Source organism: Arthrobacter rhombi, assembly GCF_039526245.1.
Taxonomy (GTDB): Bacteria; Actinomycetota; Actinomycetes; order Actinomycetales; family Micrococcaceae; genus Arthrobacter_H; species Arthrobacter_H rhombi.
In genome coordinates this window covers 261,899-278,201 of the sequence record NZ_BAAAIV010000004.1, presented here as the reverse complement: position 1 = coordinate 278,201, position 16,303 = coordinate 261,899, and the positions used below count along the sequence as shown (strand labels likewise).

General features: G+C 68.4%; 15 protein-coding genes. 10 read left to right on the top strand and 5 right to left on the bottom strand.

All coding sequences use genetic code 11. From position 1 onward, the window contains the following. Window positions 1–290: 290 nt before the first annotated feature. A complete protein-coding gene (locus ABD088_RS03775; protein ID WP_343900168.1) occupies window positions 291–701 on the bottom strand; it encodes a ClpX C4-type zinc finger protein in 411 nt (136 codons plus the stop codon). Between ABD088_RS03775 and ABD088_RS03770 the strand changes: the two genes are divergently transcribed. Continuing rightward, the gene (locus ABD088_RS03770; RefSeq protein ID WP_343900167.1) at window positions 669–2,045 is read left to right on the top strand and encodes an MFS transporter; all 1,377 of its coding nucleotides are present in this window, start codon (window positions 669–671) and stop codon (window positions 2,043–2,045) included. The two genes, ABD088_RS03775 and ABD088_RS03770, sit on opposite strands and share 33 nt — an antisense overlap. Window positions 2,046–2,108: 63 nt before the next feature. Here the strand turns inward: ABD088_RS03770 and ABD088_RS03765 are convergent, their stop codons facing one another. Continuing rightward, window positions 2,109–2,825, bottom strand: coding sequence for a CPBP family glutamic-type intramembrane protease (locus ABD088_RS03765; protein ID WP_343900166.1), 717 nt, complete (start codon window positions 2,823–2,825; stop codon window positions 2,109–2,111). Between the two features lie 164 nt (window positions 2,826–2,989). On the opposite strand from ABD088_RS03765, the gene ABD088_RS03760 reads away from it, so the two are divergent. Next, window positions 2,990–3,547 carry a TetR/AcrR family transcriptional regulator gene (locus ABD088_RS03760; protein ID WP_343900164.1) on the top strand — a complete coding sequence of 186 codons (558 nt, stop codon included), beginning with the start codon at window positions 2,990–2,992 and terminating at the stop codon, window positions 3,545–3,547. Window positions 3,548–3,783: 236 nt separating this feature from the next. On the opposite strand, the gene ABD088_RS03755 is transcribed toward ABD088_RS03760, so the two are convergent. After that, entirely contained in the window at window positions 3,784–4,233 is a 450-nt protein-coding gene (locus ABD088_RS03755) for an Lrp/AsnC family transcriptional regulator (protein ID WP_343900163.1), read from the bottom strand. A gap of 222 nt (window positions 4,234–4,455) precedes the next feature. On the opposite strand from ABD088_RS03755, the gene pdhA reads away from it, so the two are divergent. From pdhA to ABD088_RS03740, 3 genes are read left to right on the top strand one after another with little or no spacing between them, the layout of a single operon-like run. Next, window positions 4,456–5,643, top strand: a complete 1,188-nt coding sequence (pdhA, locus tag ABD088_RS03750) for a pyruvate dehydrogenase (acetyl-transferring) E1 component subunit alpha (RefSeq protein WP_343900162.1) — start codon at window positions 4,456–4,458, stop codon at window positions 5,641–5,643. Beyond that, window positions 5,640–6,755 (top strand): alpha-ketoacid dehydrogenase subunit beta, encoded by a 1,116-nt coding sequence (locus ABD088_RS03745; protein WP_343900160.1) that lies wholly within the window; start codon window positions 5,640–5,642, stop codon window positions 6,753–6,755. The genes pdhA and ABD088_RS03745 overlap by 4 nt, the downstream gene beginning before the upstream one ends. A gap of 2 nt (window positions 6,756–6,757) precedes the next feature. Continuing rightward, window positions 6,758–8,176 (top strand): dihydrolipoamide acetyltransferase family protein, encoded by a 1,419-nt coding sequence (locus tag ABD088_RS03740; RefSeq protein WP_343900159.1) that lies wholly within the window; start codon window positions 6,758–6,760, stop codon window positions 8,174–8,176. A gap of 156 nt (window positions 8,177–8,332) precedes the next feature. On the opposite strand, the gene ABD088_RS03735 is transcribed toward ABD088_RS03740, so the two are convergent. After that, entirely contained in the window at window positions 8,333–9,274 is a 942-nt protein-coding gene (locus tag ABD088_RS03735; protein ID WP_343900158.1) for an NAD-dependent epimerase/dehydratase family protein, read from the bottom strand. 133 nt (window positions 9,275–9,407) lie between these two features. Between ABD088_RS03735 and ABD088_RS03730 the strand changes: the two genes are divergently transcribed. From ABD088_RS03730 to ABD088_RS03720, 3 genes are all read left to right on the top strand, one after another. Then, window positions 9,408–10,133: a TetR/AcrR family transcriptional regulator gene (locus tag ABD088_RS03730; protein WP_343900157.1), complete on the top strand. Its 726-nt coding sequence runs from the start codon at window positions 9,408–9,410 to the stop codon at window positions 10,131–10,133. 148 nt (window positions 10,134–10,281) lie between these two features. Then, window positions 10,282–11,121, top strand: coding sequence for an MBL fold metallo-hydrolase (locus tag ABD088_RS03725; RefSeq protein ID WP_343900156.1), 840 nt, complete (start codon window positions 10,282–10,284; stop codon window positions 11,119–11,121). Between the two features lie 40 nt (window positions 11,122–11,161). Then, window positions 11,162–12,394: an MFS transporter gene (locus ABD088_RS03720; RefSeq protein WP_343900155.1), complete on the top strand. Its 1,233-nt coding sequence runs from the start codon at window positions 11,162–11,164 to the stop codon at window positions 12,392–12,394. A gap of 7 nt (window positions 12,395–12,401) precedes the next feature. On the opposite strand, the gene ABD088_RS03715 is transcribed toward ABD088_RS03720, so the two are convergent. Further along, window positions 12,402–13,322 (bottom strand): phosphatase PAP2 family protein, encoded by a 921-nt coding sequence (locus tag ABD088_RS03715; protein ID WP_343900154.1) that lies wholly within the window; start codon window positions 13,320–13,322, stop codon window positions 12,402–12,404. Window positions 13,323–13,445: 123 nt separating this feature from the next. Between ABD088_RS03715 and ABD088_RS03710 the strand changes: the two genes are divergently transcribed. Then, window positions 13,446–14,456, top strand: coding sequence for an o-succinylbenzoate synthase (locus ABD088_RS03710; RefSeq protein ID WP_343900381.1), 1,011 nt, complete (start codon window positions 13,446–13,448; stop codon window positions 14,454–14,456). 10 nt (window positions 14,457–14,466) lie between these two features. Continuing rightward, window positions 14,467–16,257 carry a 2-succinyl-5-enolpyruvyl-6-hydroxy-3-cyclohexene-1-carboxylate synthase gene (gene menD / locus ABD088_RS03705; protein WP_343900153.1) on the top strand — a complete coding sequence of 597 codons (1,791 nt, stop codon included), beginning with the start codon at window positions 14,467–14,469 and terminating at the stop codon, window positions 16,255–16,257. Window positions 16,258–16,303: the final 46 nt, after the last annotated feature.

The window sequence follows — 16,303 nt, the reverse complement described above, 5'->3', positions numbered from 1 at the left end:
ATGTCGCCGGGAGGGATCCGAACCTCCCGACCGGGGCCGCGGTGTAGTTACTCAGAAGAACCCAGGCGGAAATTATGAGTAACTCTCTCAGTCCTAAAGTCGGGATGGGCACTCCACGCGCACACTGCGGGATATGTTCCGGCGCAGCGCTGAGATCTTGGATTCCACCGGTCGTTTTGCCCAACGCGCCGGTCGATGGCAGAAGACCTAATCAGGCATCTTCACCGATTGCCAGGCAGCCCGCACTCCGGTGCAGACCAGCGGCAGCCCATCCAGCCTGGTCGGAGCGGCTACCGCGGGTCCTTTTCGCGGCCGTCCTGTTTCGTGGACGTCTCCCGGAACCGTTCCCACGCCGACTGGCGTGACATGCCGAGCGACTCCCCAATAGCCGCCCAGCTGATACCTCGCCGTCGTGCGGCATTCACCCACGTGCGCAGATGATGTTCGACGTCGTCCCGTGCGTGGGCGACCCGGGGGAGCTGGGCCAGCAGCTCGCGTTCGGTGAGTCGATCCCAGGGTGCCCCGGGGAAGTCCACTGGTTCCGGGGGTGCCGACCGGAGAAGTTCGAGGGCCGACTCCGAGCAGGAACGGCAAATGGACGCTGAGGGTGCGCCCACCAGCCAGCCGGTCTCGTCGCGCGGGCGGAGACAAAAGGAGCACATGAAGGGGTGGTCGGTATCGGCCGCGTCTTCAATCTGCATGTTTCCGCCTTTCCATGGAGCCAGCCTACGTTCTCTTGTTATGTCAGGGTTAACCTGACAGTCTGCCAGGAAATACCTGACACGATTTTGAGGATGATGATGACCGCCAAGGACTTGGAAGCCCACCGGACAACGCGCGGCACGGCTTTTTCCTTTCGCTATCTTCTGGCAACAGGAGCCGCCGAAGACTTTGGCGACACTTTGACCCGCACCATCCTGCCCATCCTGGCGGTCGCGGCGCTGGGCGCAGGAGCCGGGTTCGTCGGCGTGCTCAACGCCATCGGCCTGGGTGCCTTCTTGCTTGTGGGCATGCCGGTCGGACGGTTCGTCGACTCCCGCAGGGATCGACGCGAGGTCATGGCCTCGGCGACGTTGGTTCGTTGTTGCGTACTGGTGACATTGGCCCTGGCTTTTATGGGTGATTGGATCTCCACGCCTGTGCTGGCGGGAGGGGCGGTGCTCGTCGGGCTCGCCGACGTCGTCTTCACCACAGCGCACGGCACGGTGGTCCCCGCGCTGGTCCACCCCGAAGGACTCAAGGGCGCCTACGCGAGATTGGCCGTCGTTGGACAATGCACATCCATTGCAGCGGTGGTGGCTGGAAGTGCACTCTTGGCATCACCCGGGATCTTGGGGGTACTGGTCGTGGCGGCAAGTGCCTATGCGGCATCGGTTCTCTTGCAGAGGGGGATTGCGGTGGTCCCGGATGTCGTCGCTTCGAACCAGGTAGGGCGGCGACGGGCACGTCTGGTCGATGGGTTGCTCACACTTCGTCGTCTACCGGCACTGTGGAGGCTGACGCTTTCCGGAAGTCTGACAAACGCCGGGGCGATGGTTGGCAATACGGTCATGCCGGTCTTCGTCATGCGGGATTTGTCCATCGCCCCGGCGATGTTCGCCGCCTTGGGAATGGTCTCGGCCGTCGGGGCGATTGTCGGGGCGGCGGCCGGACCGCGGCTCACGAAGAAACTGGGGCTGCGTCGACTGCGGCTGGGGGCCGCCGCGCTGTCGATGCCCGTGGTTGCCGTGGCAGTGTTCTGTCAGCAGCTCGCCGGCCCGGATCTACTCTGGCTGGCGGTCGAATCCTTGGGCTGGGCGTTTCTGGTGTCCGCCGCCGCCGTCGCGGGAGCAGATGTCCTTCCGCGCAGCGTTGATCCATCCGAGCTGGCCTCGGTGGGGTCGGCCCAGCGCACGATGACACTCGGCGTCATGCCGGTCGCGGCACTGGCGGGCGGGGCAGCAGCGACCCTGGTGGGAAGCGTCCCGGTGCTCTGCCTCTGGGTTCTCTTGGCGGGTGCGGCGGCGATTCCCCTGCTGCGACGGGATTCCCTGGGTTCATTCTGACGGCCAACGGGCCGGTTCCGTGGGCCCGGATTGGGCAGGGTGGTTCGGCCTCGACGTTGGAGTTCAGCCGTTGGCTGGGTGCTGCGCTGCGGCGGGAGTTCGCAGGCGTCGAGCCGCGGATGCCATCGTGACGGTGAGGACGACGACGAGGGCCACGCACACCAGGATGCTGACGGCATCAGTTTGTACTGCGGAGCGAGGCGTGAAGATGAATCCGACGAAGTCGAATGTCGCGTGCAGGAGAATGGCTGGAAGGATACTGGCGGTCCAGGTCGTCATGAGCGCCGCGGCCACTCCGAACGCGAAGGCGAATACAACCGTCCGCGCGACCGTCGCCGCATTGGCATCGGGCGAGATTGCCGTGACGGTGTGGGCGAGGGCGAATGCGACCGCGGTTACCACCGTTGCTGGCACGACCCCTGACGGGGCGAATGCCCGGAGGAGGACTCCGCGGAAAAGGGTCTCCTCCACAAAGCCAACGAGGATGGCGAGGATCGCAAAGCCGATGATGGCGAAGGGGGAGATCTGCACTCCGGAGGACAAGGCGATTCCCCCTAGCGGAAGTAGCGCTGCCAGGACGATTGCACCCCAGGAGAGGGGGCGTCGGGGGGCGGTGAGCCCCAGTGCTGCCCAGCTGTGACGCACCGAAAGCGCTATTGCCAGCGCCGCCGCGATGGGCGCGAACGCGAGTCCGAGGGGCGCATAACCGGTGAGCCCTGCAAGATAGGCCACGGTGCCGGTGAGGCCCGTAACCACGATGAGCCCGAAAGTGATTCCCACCAGTAGTAGGTACCGGGTTGACGGACTTGTGCGGCCAAACCTCTTCATGACATCCTCAGTTCTGAATACGAGCGTATTCTCACTTTGGAGAATACGCTCGTATTCGGGAGTGTCAAGGGAGTAGTCGAGAGGGGCGAGGAGCGTAGATGTCTCGAGAGGATCGGGTGAGCGAGTTCGCCGACGCCGCCCTGCGCATCGTGGGGCGAGATGGGATGGTGGCCCTGTCCTTCCGTGCCGTCGCGGCAGAGGCCGGCTGGTCGCTGGGGGCGGTGCAGAAGGCCTTCGCCACAAAACAGGAGCTTCTCCTGGCGGCACTGGAGCGCGCGCAGGTCGCTGTCGTGAGTGAGGTGACCAGCCGGCCCGCCCGGCCCGATCTGCGCACCTGGCTCGGCGATCTGATCATGGAGACTCTTCCTTTCGACGACGCGCGGCGCGCCGCAGTCGTCGTGGGCATCGCCTTCTCGGACCGGGCACCTTTCGATGCGGAAATCGCGGCGATCCTTCAAGGGCAGTCCGCCGGGGTTCGCGAACAGCTGGTTCGACTGCTCGAGTGGCGTCGGGCCGACGGGGAACTTCGAGCAGCGCTCGACGATGCCGCCATTGCGCGCGCACTGCTCGCCTTTGCCGGCGGGCTGGCCGCTGAGCTGATCTACACGCCCGCTGATCCCGGCAGTATCGACAAGCTGGTGAGGGATACCGTCGACGCGCTCCTCAGGCCCTGACGGCATCGATAACGGGTTGCCAGCGACCCGGCACAGCCCGCGTGGGCAAAGCGGTGGTGCCCACAGGGCCCCGCTCGCACTGTCCGTGTCCTGTTGACGGGCTTCTTTCGGGGCGGAATGGTGCGCGATGCCGTGCCGCGTGCGTACTGCTTCACGTGGCTTGGCTGACGGCCCCAGACTGGTGGATGGACAGGATCATTCCAGAAGGGTGACCCTGCAGGAGGACTTCGGCCTCCTCAGCGGGTGTCGACATCCTCGAAGATCAGGAACGTCTGGGTGTCCAGGACGCCGGGCATCGACTGGATGTTCTCGAAGACCACCCGGCGCAGGTCCACGTTGTCCTTGGCGCGAACCAGCAGGATGACGTCGAAGTTCCCGCCGACGAGTCCGATGTGGTGCACCTCGGGCAGGGAGGCCAGTCGTTCGCGGAGCTCCCGCCACGAGTGTTGGCGCAGTTTCAGGGTCACGTAAGCCGAGGAACGCAGCCCGGCCTTCACGGGATCGACCACTGCCATGTAGCGGGTGATGACTCCCTCGTCTTGCAGCCGGTTGATCCGTGAGTAGGCATGGGCGCGGGAGACGTGGACGTTCTGCGCCACCGTCGTGACGGACTGCCGGCCGTCACGGGTCAACTCCGCCAGGATGCGGTGGTCGACATCGTCCAGCCGCACGGGGATCGAGTCCATGGGGTCCTCCCAGATCCGGGCGTCCACGGATCTTCGTGTAACGCCACTCACATTGACAATATGTCTTTGAGAATACGCTCCTTGTTCGCAATATTCCAAGCATTTTTGAGCAAGTGGATACGATCCGTTCGCAGTTCGCATACTTGAGTCACGAAGTGCTTTCGACGATGCATGCCTTCATGCGGTTCGTCGAGCGTCCGGGAGACTACAAAGGAGTACATCATGAGCGCCGAGCCGGGTGGGCATCACGCCGCCGAAGCCGCCGACCTCGACACCGTTTGCCGCCACTTCGGCATTTCCGTCGAGGACTACCTGCTGCCTTCGCGCGGCCAGATCCAGATCGTCGACGAGACCGGCAAGCTGCGTCCCCTGGAGGACCAGGGGACCGAACCGGGGCACGAGTATCCGCTCCCCGATGACGAAACCCTGATGAAGGCCTACGAGCAGCTGGTCATCGGCCGGCGCGTGAACGACCAGAACTCGGCGTTGGTGCGCCAGGGCCGCATGGCCGTCTACCCCTCCAGTCACGGGCAGGAAGCCTGCCAGGTGGCAGCCGCCCTCTGCCTGGGCGCGGACGACTGGATGTTCCCCACCTACCGGGATTCGGTGGCCGTCATGGCCAAGGGTGTGGATCCACTGGAAACGATGATCCTCTTCCGTGGCGACTGGCACGCGGGCTACGATCCCCGCCAGTACAAGGTCGGCATTCAGTCCACCCCGTTGACCACCCAGTTGCTCCACGCCGTCGGTGTGGCCCATGCGGCCAAGCTGCGCGGCGAGGACACCGTGGTGTTGGCCATGTGCGGCGACGGTGCCACCAGCGAGGGCGACTTCCACGAGGCGCTGAACTTCGCCGCAGTGTTCAACCTGCCGGTGATCTTCTTCGTGCAGAACAACCAGTACGCCATCTCCGTGCCGCTGGCCCAGCAGTCGGTCGCCCCGTCGTTGGCCCACAAGGCCGTCGGATACGGCATGGCCGGTGAGCGCGTGGACGGCAATGACCTGGTCGCACTCATGGCCGTCCTGGGACGGGCGGTTGAGCTGGCCCGCACCGGATCCGGCCCGCTGCTGGTGGAGGCGCACACCTACCGCATGCAGGCCCACACGAACGCCGACGACGCGACCCGGTACCGCCAGGACGCGGAAGTCCAGGCCTGGCAGGCGAAGGACCCGTTGAACCGGATGACGACCTACCTGCAGGACAAGGGGCTGCTCGACGACGCCGTCTCCGAACGCATCGCCGCCCACGCCGAGAACACCGCGAAGGCCCTGCGCGACGGATTGAACCAGGACCCCGAGGTCGACCCCCTCGAGTTGTTCGCCCACGTCTACGCCCACCAGACCCCGCAGCTCGCCGAACAGGCGGCGCTGCTGGCCGATGAACTCTCCCGGGAAGGAGACGCCAAGTGAGCCCGCACATCACCACCTCCTCCGAGGCCAACGGCAACGTCAGCGCCGCCACGGCCCAGGCCACCGTCCGCGCCGCCGAACGCGCCGAGGCCTCCGGGCCGAAGCCGGTCACGTTCGCCAAGGCCCTCAATACGGCACTGGCCGATGCCCTGGAAGCAGACAACGCCGTCGTGCTCTTCGGCGAGGACATAGGCACCCTCGGTGGGGTCTTCCGCATCACCGACGGACTGGCCGCGCGTTTTGGCGGGCAGCGCTGCTTCGACACCCCACTGGCCGAATCCGGCATCGCGGGCATGGCGATCGGCATGGCCATCAACGGGATGCGCCCGGTGATCGAGATGCAGTTCGATGCGTTCGCGTACCCGGCGTTCGAGCAGATCGCCTCGCACCTGGCCAAGATGCGCAACCGCACCCGCGGCGCCCTGGACATGCCAGTGGTCATCCGCATCCCGTATGCCGGGGGCATTGGCGGCGTGGAGCACCACTGCGATTCCTCCGAGGCGTACTACGCCCACACCCCGGGGCTGAAGGTCATGACGCCCTCGACGGTGGCCGATGCCTACACGATGATGCGTGAGGCGATCGACTCCGACGACCCGGTGGTTTTCCTGGAGCCGAAGAAGCTCTACTTCTCCAAGGAGCCGGTGGATCTGGATGCGCTGCGCACTGCGTATGACGCCGCGGTCTCCGCCGGCGAGCACCCGACCGAAGGGAAGGCCGCCATTGCCCGCCCGGGCACGGATGCGACGCTGATTGCCTACGGGCCGTCGGTCTCCACCGCGTTGGCCGCCGCCGAGGCCGCCGCGCAGGAGGGCCGCTCCCTGGAGGTCATCGATGTGCGCTCCATCGTCCCCTTCGACGACGAGACCGTCTGCGCCTCGGTGCGCAAGACCGGCCGTGCCGTGGTCATCGCCGAAGCGCCCGGGTTCGCCTCGGTGGCCTCGGAGATCACCGCCCGCGTGCAGGAACGCTGCTTCCACTCGCTGGCGGCCCCGGTATTGCGCGTGACCGGATTCGATGTCCCGTTCCCGTCGCCGAAGCTGGAACACTACTTCCTGCCCAGCGTCGACCGCATCCTGGACACCGTCGACCTGCTGCAGTGGGAGGACTAGACATGGCCATCAAGGTATTCCTGCTGCCCGACCTGGGTGAGGGCCTGACCGAGGCCGACCTGGTCAACTGGCTCGTGGCCGAAGGCGACTCCGTGGCCGTCGACCAGCCGATCGCCGAGGTTGAGACCGCCAAGTCCCTCGTCGAGGTGCCCAGCCCCTTCGCCGGAACCGTGCACCAGTTGCACGGAGCACCCGGTGACACGATGGACGTCGGCAAGCCGCTGGTTTCCGTGGAGGACGGCGCCGCTACTGCGTCGGCACCCGCAGCTCCAGCACCCGCCGAAGAGCGGGCCCAGTCCTACCGCGAGGAGGAGAAAGCCGGGGCCTCCGAGGGATCCGGGAACGTCCTGATCGGCTACGGGACCCCCGGCGGCGCCGGCTCCACCCGGCGTTCACGTGCGCCCCGAGGCTCCACGACGCCGCAGTCCACGGCCCAGGCCGCCGCCCTGCCAGCGGATGTCGGTGCGCCCACGGCCCCGGTCCGCACCACGGCACCCACGGTCATCTCGCCACTGGTCCGCAAACTGGCCCGCGACCACGGGATCGATGTGGCCACGCTGACGGGAAGCGGAACGCAGGGGCTGATCCTGCGCGCCGACGTGCAGGCAGCCATCGGCGGGGACTCCGGCACGTCAGCCGCGCGCCCGGATGCTGCCCCGGCAGCACCCCTGCGGACAGCAGCTCCCGGGGATGACGAGGACGCGCGCTCCGGTTTGGGGATTGCAGCCCGGACTCCGCTGAAGGGGGTCCGGAAGTCGATCGCCCAGGCCATGAGCACGTCACGCCGGGAAATTCCCGAGGCCACCGTGTGGGTCGATGTCGATGCCACCGAACTGGTGCAGATGCGCTCCAAGCTCAAGGCCAGCGATCCACAGAACACCCCCGGGCTGCTGGCATACATTGCCCGGTTCACCCTCGCCGGCCTGGTCAGGTACCCCGAGCTGAACACCCGGATCCAGGAATCGGCAGATGGCGGCCAGGAGATCCTCTCGTTCACGGGCGTCAACCTGGGCATCGCGGCGCAGACCGACCGCGGGCTGATGGTGCCGAGCATCGCCAACGCGCAGGGGATGAGTGCCCGGCAACTCGACGCCGAGGTCCGGCGGCTGGCCGGTGTGGCCCGGGAGGGCAAGTGCACGCCGGCCGAACTCACGCGCGGGACGTTCACCCTGAACAACTACGGGGTCTTCGGGGTCGACGGTTCGGCAGCGATTATCAACTATCCCGAGGTGGCGATCCTCGGGGTGGGCAGGATCATCGACCGTCCATGGGTCGTGGACGGGGAGCTGCAGGTCCGCAAGGTCACCGAACTGACCCTGACCTTCGACCACCGTGTCTGCGATGGCGGGACGGCCGGCGGATTCCTCCGCTACGTCGCCGACGCCATCGAAAACCCGGGATCGGTCCTCGCCGACCTGTAAACCCGGCAGGGCCCGGACAGTTGTCATGACAACGGTTCGGGCCCTGCGCTGTTCCGCAGTGCCCCGCGGATCTGCGATGTTGTCCGCGGGCCGGAGATCGACGAGCCAACGGGATGCACCCAGCCGGGGTTCTCCTCCGCGATGGTGGCGCCCTGGTCAGGCTTGTTGCAGCGCGCGCTGCCCCGTCCACCAGGCGACGGTGGAAGCGGCGCCGTCCTCAAGTGGCGTCGGTGTCAGTCCGAGCACTGCCTCGCTGTCGCTGGAATCCATGACGAAGGGCTTGTCGAACTGATAGGCCATTTCTGCCATCTCCCGGCTGCCGGGGTGAACCAAGCCGAGCACGCGGAGCAGCGGTGAGGGAATGCCGGTGATTTTCGGTGCCTGCAGGCCGGCGGCCCGTGCATAGGCGGCGGCCATGGCCTCCTGGGTGCTGGGCGGAGCTGTGGGGGCGTGGAGGACACGGTTCCACGCTTCGGGCAGGCCGGCGGCCCGGATCATCGCGGCCGCCAGGTCGGGGGCGTAGGTGAACGAGTGCGGCAAGCGGGGGTTTCCGAGGGCAAAGAGGCGTCGTCCGGCGAAAACCGCCTCGAGCATCCTGGAGCCGGCATGCGCAGTTTCGGCATGGGGCCCATAGAAATCCGATGCGACCACGCTGACGGTCGGGGTGGGTGAAGCTGCGCGGGCATCCAGCAGTTCGGCACGGATGCCACGCTTCCCACCGGTCGCCGTCCGCGGCGAACCCTCGCGCATGATCTGGTCCGGCCGCGAGTAGGCATAGAGGCTTTCCGGGAAAATGACGGGAATCCCGTGGACGCCCGCGGCGGCCAACACCACCTGTTCGGCCCGGGGAAGCGTGGCGCGCCACGCCTCCACGGTGTAGGCGGCATGGATGCAGTGGAAGACGGCCGCCGCCCCGTGGATCGCGGATTGAACCGCTGTGGGATCGGTGGCGTCCAGGCGAATGCGGGTGATGAGCGGGTGGGTGGGCCCCGAACCGGAGCGCGTGGCCAGCGTGACCGCGTGTCCGTCACCCGCCAATTGAAGCGCGATCGTGGTGCCGACCGGGCCCGACCCGGTGACGAGGAACTGCTGTGCCATGGTGTTCTCCAACGTAGATTCGTAAAATGAGAGCGGTGCTCTCGATATTGAGACTAGATCCGGAGCGCGACAGCGTCAAGAGCAGTGCTCTCTAAAGTTGACGGCGCTCGCACTCATGACCTTTGATGGGGGAATGAGCGAGACGAAGACACCGCGCCAGCGTGCCCGGGAACAGACCATGGCGGACATCCTGCGCATCGGCAGGGAGCACCTGACGAGCCAGGGTGCTGCGGCTGTGTCACTCCGTGCCGTGGCCCGTGACCTCGGTGTGGTCTCCTCCGCCGTCTACCGCTACGTGTCGAGCCGCGACGAATTGCTGACCTTGCTGATCGTCGACGCGTACAACGACCTCGGACATCGGGTCGACACCGTCATTGCCGAGGCCTCCGTGGATCCCTTCGCCCGGTTCGTCGCGTTGGCCGGCGCAGTCCGCAGCTGGGCGTTGGGGGAACCGGCGCGCTACGCGCTGCTGTTCGGCACTCCCGTGCCCGGTTACCAGGCTCCCGCCGAGCGAACGAACGACGCCGGCACCCGCGTCGTGGTGGCCCTGATGGCGATCATCGAGGACGCGTGGAAGACCGGCGATCTCAGCTGGCCGCCCGCCGAGGGAAACAGGGCGGTGGACCTGTCACCCCCGCTGGCCACCGACCTGGAAGCGATCCGGAACGAGTACGGGCTCACCGTGCCGGTCGAACTCGTCGCCCGGGGCATGGCCTGCTGGTCGGGCCTCTTCGGAGCCGTCAATTTCGAGGTGTTCGGTCATTACGGACCGTCGACGTTCACGGACGCTGGAGACCTGTTCCACCACACCACCGTCTTGTTGGCCGGGCAGGTGGGGCTGGCGCCGCGCGCCACGTGACGTCATCTTCCGGCGGAGTCCGCGCCCCGGATCCCGACACGGGCCACCGGCAGGCGTCGGGGGATTAGAGTCGGAACAACACTGCCGACACGATGCGGGCGCTGCCGTCTCCTCCGGGGGCTGGACGACGCCGGGACAGGGACGAACCATGCCAGAAGAGCAAGCCCCAGGACGTTGGATCCAGGCGGGGGAGCGCACGTGGTTCCTGCGGCTCGACGCGTTCGGGGTCAACGCCGGACTGGTGATCGGCGACGCACGCGCAGCGGTCATCGACTCGGGAGCCGGGCCCACGGAGGCCGCACAGCTCCATGCGGCAGTCCGCGAACTCACCGACCTGCCGCTGGTCCTGGTCAACACCCACGCCCACGGCGACCACTTCTTCGGCAATGCGTACTTCGCGGCCCACGGCGTCGAGGAGATCTGGGCCCACACGCGCGCAGCTGACACCATGGCCGCCACGGGGGAAGAGCAGCGAAGCCTCGTCCACGCAGCGGATCCGGCGATGGCCACCGCGCAGGGCGAGCACACCGCCGTCGTCCTCCCCAACCACCTCGTGGAGGCACAACCCGTGGACCTGGACCTGGGCGGACACTCCATCACCTTGTTCCACCTGGGCCTCGGGCACACCGACGGTGACCTGCTGGTGGGCTCGGGGACCGTCCTGTTCGCTGGCGACCTCGTGGAGGAGGGTGCGGATCCTTCCTTTTCCGATGCGTTCCCGCGTCAATGGGGCCAGACCCTGGGCAAGATCATCGCCATCGACGAGCTCTACCCCGCGATCGTCCCGGGCCACGGCCGAATGGTCGACATGGACTTCGTGCGCACCCAGCTCCAACAACTGCGCCAGGGCATCCGCATGTGTGCCTCGGCGATCAGCGAATCCTCGGCGGACGCCACGAAGGCCATCCCGATCCTGCCCTACAACCCCCTGCAATCGCGCTACCTGGTCGAGCGGATGAGGGACACCGCGGGCTCGTCGGGGGCCTAGGGCCATCGCCACCGCAGGATCCCCCCAGGACAGAGGCCGGATGGGGGCCATGGTGTTCCGCGTCTACGCGCCGTCGCTGCTCTATGCCGTCGGCCAGGGATGCATCCTGCCCGTCATCGCCCTCAGCGCCCGCGGCCTGGGGGCCAGCGTGGCGCAGGCGGCACTGGTCATCACCCTGATCGGCATCGGATCGCTGGTGACCAACGTCCCCGCCTCGCTGCTGGTGGCCCGCCTGGGGGAGCGCATCGCGATGATCGGTGCGGCCACCTGGGCCACCGCCGGGATGGCCGCCTGCCTCGCCGCGGGAAGCCTCTGGATCTTCGCCGCCGGCGTGCTGATGATCGGGATGGCAGGTTCGGTCTTCAACCTGGCCCGGCAGAGCTACCTCACCGATGCCGTGCCGCTGAGCCACCGCGCCCGCGCCATGTCGGGCCTGGGCGGGACCCTGCGCATCGGATTGTTCATCGGCCCCTTTGCCGGTGCCGCGGCGATGCATGGGCTCGGCCTGGCCGGTGCCTACTGGACCGGGCTGGGTGCCATGGTCGCGGCCACCCTGGTGTGCATCCAGATCCCCGAGCTCGAAGGTCACGGGAACGCCGGCCGGCGGGGAACGGCCACGGGGGAGTCCGCCACACCACGGCACGACGCCGGCGCCGTCACCTTGCGCGGCATCATCGCCGCCCACTGGCGCATCTACGCCACCGTGGGCCTGGGCATCGTGATGATCTCCGCCGTCCGGGCCACCCGGCAAGCGGTCATCCCGCTCTGGGCCGAGCAGCTGGGAATGGACGCCTCGGCGACGTCACTCGTCTACGGGGTCTCCGGCGCGGTGGACATGCTGGTGTTCTATCCCGCCGGCAAGGTGATGGACCGCAAGGGCAGGACCTGGGTTGCGGTGCCGTGCATGCTGGTCATGGGCGTCGCCCTGGCGCTGATGCCGCTGACCGGTGGGCCGTGGACCCTCCTGTTGGTCGCCATGCTCCTGGGGTTCGGCAACGGCATCGGCTCCGGGATCGTCATGACGCTGGGGGCCGACCATTCCCCGGCCGTTGGCCGTCCCCAGTTCCTGGGGTTCTGGCGTTTGATCGCCGACGCCGGTGTCATGGGCGGGCCGGTCCTGCTCTCCGCCGTCACGGCGGTGGCGACCCTGGGCACCGGCGTGCTGGCCGTCGCCGCCGTCTCGTTCGCCGGGGCGGGTCTGTTCGCCTCTTTCATCCCGCGGATGGCGCCGCCGGGGAGCCTGGACGAACGCCGACCGCGCCGGTCCGGCTAGAGAGCGCTCAGCGCCACCGGCCGCGGCGCCGCGTCTGGTGGGAGAAGACTCCCGAGAGCAGTCCGAACAGGCACCCCGCGGCGCCGATGACCAGCAGGGCCCCGGAGACCAGGAACCAGTTCTGCTCGGTGGTTCCCGCAGTCGGCCCCAGCTGGGCGACGAAGAAGTAGATGCCGGCCGCACCGATGAACCCCACGACCCCGGGGAACCACAACAGCGTCGGCCACGTCCCCGAGGAGGCCCAGAAGGAGTCGGGCCCGTCCCAGCAGTTCCAGGACGGCTGCCGGCGCAGGATGATGAGCCCGGCCAGCAGGCCCCAGAAACCGGCCACCAGGTATGCGGCCACGATGTCTGAGGGGCGATGCCAGCCCAGCGCGAACGTCGAGATGCCGGTGACCGCTGCATAGAGGCCACCGCAGGTGGCGATCAGCGGCCGCCATCGGGGCGAGGTCACCAGGAAGACGGCGATCAACGCTGAGGTCGCCACGGTCGTGTGGCCGGAGGGGAACGAATTCACCGTCGCCTCGGAGATACCCATGTCGGGGCGGTTGAGCACCAGATGCTTCAGGAGCTGGGTGCTGCCCGCCGCCGCACCGAAGGACAAGGCCGCGACCAGCGGGGCATGGAGGTTGCGCCGCACGATCGCCGCGATCACCAGTGATACCAGGGCGATCACCCCGGACAGGAGGGGGAGTTCGTTCAGGAAGGACAAGGCCGCCGAGCGCGTGCGTCCCTCGTTGACGAAGGAAATGGCCCCGCGCAGGGCCTGGTCGTCGGCCTGCTGCCCGGTGGGGGTGAGCACGAACGCCCAGTACGCCACCGCGAACAAACCGAGCAACACCAGCATGGCCAGGATCCAGAGCCCCGGGTTGCGGGCAGCCCGATGGGAGCCGCCTCCCACCACCGGTATTTCCCTGGTCTCGTCCATGTGCCTATAGCGTCCCACAATCGCCCTCCTCCTCGGCGGAGCCGACGCCGATACGATGTGTTGATGGTTATCCCGCACAACGTCCCCGCCCCCGACGCCGTTCCCGGGCGGGCCCCCGGCGAGATGAAGGCCACGTCCCCCGCCGGGCCGACCATCGAGGAACTGGTCTCCGCCGCCCACGTGGTCTCGTTGCCGATGCGGGTGCGCTTCCGCGGGGTCACCCACCGTGAGGTGCTGCTGTTGCAGGGCCCCGCCGGGTGGTCCGAGTTCTCCCCGTTCCTCGAATACGGCGACAGCGAAGCAGCGCCCTGGCTCCGCTGCGCCATCGAAGCCGGCTGGCAGGGCTTCCCCGCTCCGGTACGCACCACGGTGCCGGTCAACGCCACGGTCCCCGCGGTTCCGGCGGCCTCCGTCGAGCCGGTGCTGGCCTCCTTCGACGCCGCCCACACCGTGAAGATCAAGGTCGCCGAAAAGGGCCAGACCCTGCACGACGACGTGGCCCGGGTCGCCGAGGTCCGTCGCCTGCTGCCCGGTGCCGCACTGCGGGTGGACGCCAACGCCGGCTGGACGCACGACCAGGCCCTGGCAGGGCTGGAGGCGCTCGCCGGATTCGACCTCCAATACGCCGAACAGCCGGTGGACGGCATCGGGGGACTGGGCCGGCTGCGCGCCGAGGTCATCCGCCGCGGCCTGGGGATACGGATTGCCGCCGACGAATCGGTGCGCAAGGAATCCGACCCGCTGGCCGTCGCCCGCGCCGGAGCCGCCGACCTGATCATCGTCAAGGCCCAGCCGCTGGGCGGCATCCGCCGCGCCCTGTCCATCGTCGCCGAAGCCGGGCTCCCCGCCGTCGTGTCCTCGGCACTGGACTCCTCGATCGGGATCCGCACCGGTGCCGCCCTGGCAGCTGCACTGCCCGAGCTGCCCTACGCCTGTGGCCTGGGCACGGTGTCCCTCCTCGAGGCCGATGTCTGTGTCGACCGCTACGAGGCCCGTGAGGGCGTCCTGGACCTGAGGACCGTGGAAGCGGACCCCGATCTGCTGCGCCGCCAGGCGGCACCGGCGGACCGGCGGCACTGGTGGATCGATCGACTGCGCCGTTGCGCCCGGCTGTTGGGAACCGAGCCGTCCTAGGATGGTTCCCATGACCTCGCCCGAAGCACAGCTGACCTCGTTCGACGCCGCACGCTCGGCGGTCAGGACCCTGTCGGATGACGGGGTACGTGAAGTGGTGCTGTGCCCCGGATCGCGCAGCGCCCCGCTGGCCTACGCGCTCGCCGAGGCCGAACAAGCCGGCGTGCTGCGCGTCCACGTGAGGATCGACGAACGTGATGCCGGGTTCACCGCACTGGGGCTGTCCCTGGCCACCAGCCGCCCCGTCGCCATCGTCACCACCTCGGGCACCGCGGTGGGCGAGCTGCTCCCGGCCGTCATGGAAGCCAACCACGCGGCAGTTCCCCTGGTGGTTCTCTCCGCCGACCGTCCCGCGGAACTGCGCGGCACCGGAGCGAACCAGACCACCCGGCAGGCGGGGCTCTTCGGCACCCACGTGCGCTGCAGCGTCGACATCGAGGCGGGCCTGGACCCGGCGGCTGACATCCGCCGCGCCCTGCTGGCCAGCGAGGGCATGACGCTCACCGGCGGCGACGCGGACCTGAACCCGTTGGCCGCTGGCACCAACACCCCGCCGCCGGCAACACAGCACACCCATCTCCAGCAGTCGGTCCGCGGGCCAGTGCAGGTCAACCTCGCCTTCCGCGACCCCCTGGTCCCCGGGGACGACGACGGCGATGCCCCGCCCCTGTCAGTGCCGATCCCCGGGGGCGCCGCCGGAACCGGCGGCGATACCAGCCTCATCGACCTGGTTCGCGAGGCGGAATTGCCGGAGCGGCGCACCGTGGTGGTGGCCGGCCATGACGCCACCGCCCTGGCCGAGCGGTTCGCCCGGGCGCTGGGCCTGCCCCTGCTCGCCGAACCGAGTTCCAACGCACGCTTCGGCCCGCAGGCCATCGGGCCCTACCGCGTGCTGTTGCAGGAGTTCGACGCCCGGATCGAGCGCGTGGTCGTCTTCGGCCGCCCGACCCTCAGCCGTCCGGTCGCCCGGCTGCTGGCCCAGCGCGAGCACCCCTCGGCGCTCTACGTCCCGGAACCGGTCGCCTGGTTCGAGCCCGGGCGCCGAGCCGACCGGGTCATCACCGAACTGACGGAACTCGCGGCGTTCGCCGGCCGGGCACCCGCGGGATGGATCGATGCGTGGAAGGCCGCGGCGGTGCGTGCCACCGACATCATCGACACGGCCATCGCCGGGGAGGAGCCGACCGGCCTGGAACTGGCCCGGCTGGTATGGGACGCCGACACCGGGCCCCTGGTCCTGGGCTCCTCCAACGCGATCCGCGACGCCGACCTGGCGGCAGTGCCCGGGACGACGGGGCGCCCCGTCTACGCCAACCGTGGGCTCGCCGGGATCGACGGGACGTTGGCGACCGCCACGGGGATCGCGCTGGGCTCAGCGGATCACCGGGGGGAGCGCACCACCGTCCTTCTGGGCGATGTGACGTTCCTGCACGACGTCGGCGGCCTGTTCCTCGGGGCCGGCGAAAACGTGCCGCCCATGGATCTGGTGGTCCTGAACGACGGCGGAGGGGCCATCTTCTCCACGCTCGAACACGGCGCCCTGGCCGAACAGCAGGTGTATGCGGGGACCGTCGAACGCTATTTCGGGACCCCGCAGACCGTGGACCTGCGGGCCCTGGCCGCCGCCTACGGGCTCGACTACGTCCGGGTCGGGGAAGCCCGGGCGCTGGGCCCTGTCCTGGCTGCCGGACCGACGGTCGATGCGGAAACGCGCCGGCGCATCGTGGACGTGCGGATCGACAGCAGCGGCATCCGCGCCCTGCACCAGGGCATCAACGCCCGGGTCACCGCGACAGCATGAAAACGGCGTGGCCCCCGCAGTAGCGGGGACCACGCCGTCGTCCTGT

What these genes read in the sequence shown, in the direction of transcription:
- ABD088_RS03775 (WP_343900168.1), bottom strand. Translation starts at nt 701, where the DNA reads ATGCAGATTGAAGACGCGGCCGATACCGACCACCCCTTCATGTGCTCC.
- ABD088_RS03755 (WP_343900163.1), bottom strand. Translation starts at nt 4,233, where the DNA reads ATGGACTCGATCCCCGTGCGGCTGGACGATGTCGACCACCGCATCCTG.
- pdhA (WP_343900162.1), top strand. Translation starts at nt 4,456, where the DNA reads ATGAGCGCCGAGCCGGGTGGGCATCACGCCGCCGAAGCCGCCGACCTC.
- ABD088_RS03740 (WP_343900159.1), top strand. Translation starts at nt 6,758, where the DNA reads ATGGCCATCAAGGTATTCCTGCTGCCCGACCTGGGTGAGGGCCTGACC.
- ABD088_RS03735 (WP_343900158.1), bottom strand. Translation starts at nt 9,274, where the DNA reads ATGGCACAGCAGTTCCTCGTCACCGGGTCGGGCCCGGTCGGCACCACG.
- ABD088_RS03730 (WP_343900157.1), top strand. Translation starts at nt 9,408, where the DNA reads ATGAGCGAGACGAAGACACCGCGCCAGCGTGCCCGGGAACAGACCATG.
- ABD088_RS03725 (WP_343900156.1), top strand. Translation starts at nt 10,282, where the DNA reads ATGCCAGAAGAGCAAGCCCCAGGACGTTGGATCCAGGCGGGGGAGCGC.
- ABD088_RS03720 (WP_343900155.1), top strand. Translation starts at nt 11,162, where the DNA reads ATGGGGGCCATGGTGTTCCGCGTCTACGCGCCGTCGCTGCTCTATGCC.
- ABD088_RS03715 (WP_343900154.1), bottom strand. Translation starts at nt 13,322, where the DNA reads ATGGACGAGACCAGGGAAATACCGGTGGTGGGAGGCGGCTCCCATCGG.
- ABD088_RS03710 (WP_343900381.1), top strand. Translation starts at nt 13,446, where the DNA reads ATGAAGGCCACGTCCCCCGCCGGGCCGACCATCGAGGAACTGGTCTCC.
- menD (WP_343900153.1), top strand. Translation starts at nt 14,467, where the DNA reads ATGACCTCGCCCGAAGCACAGCTGACCTCGTTCGACGCCGCACGCTCG.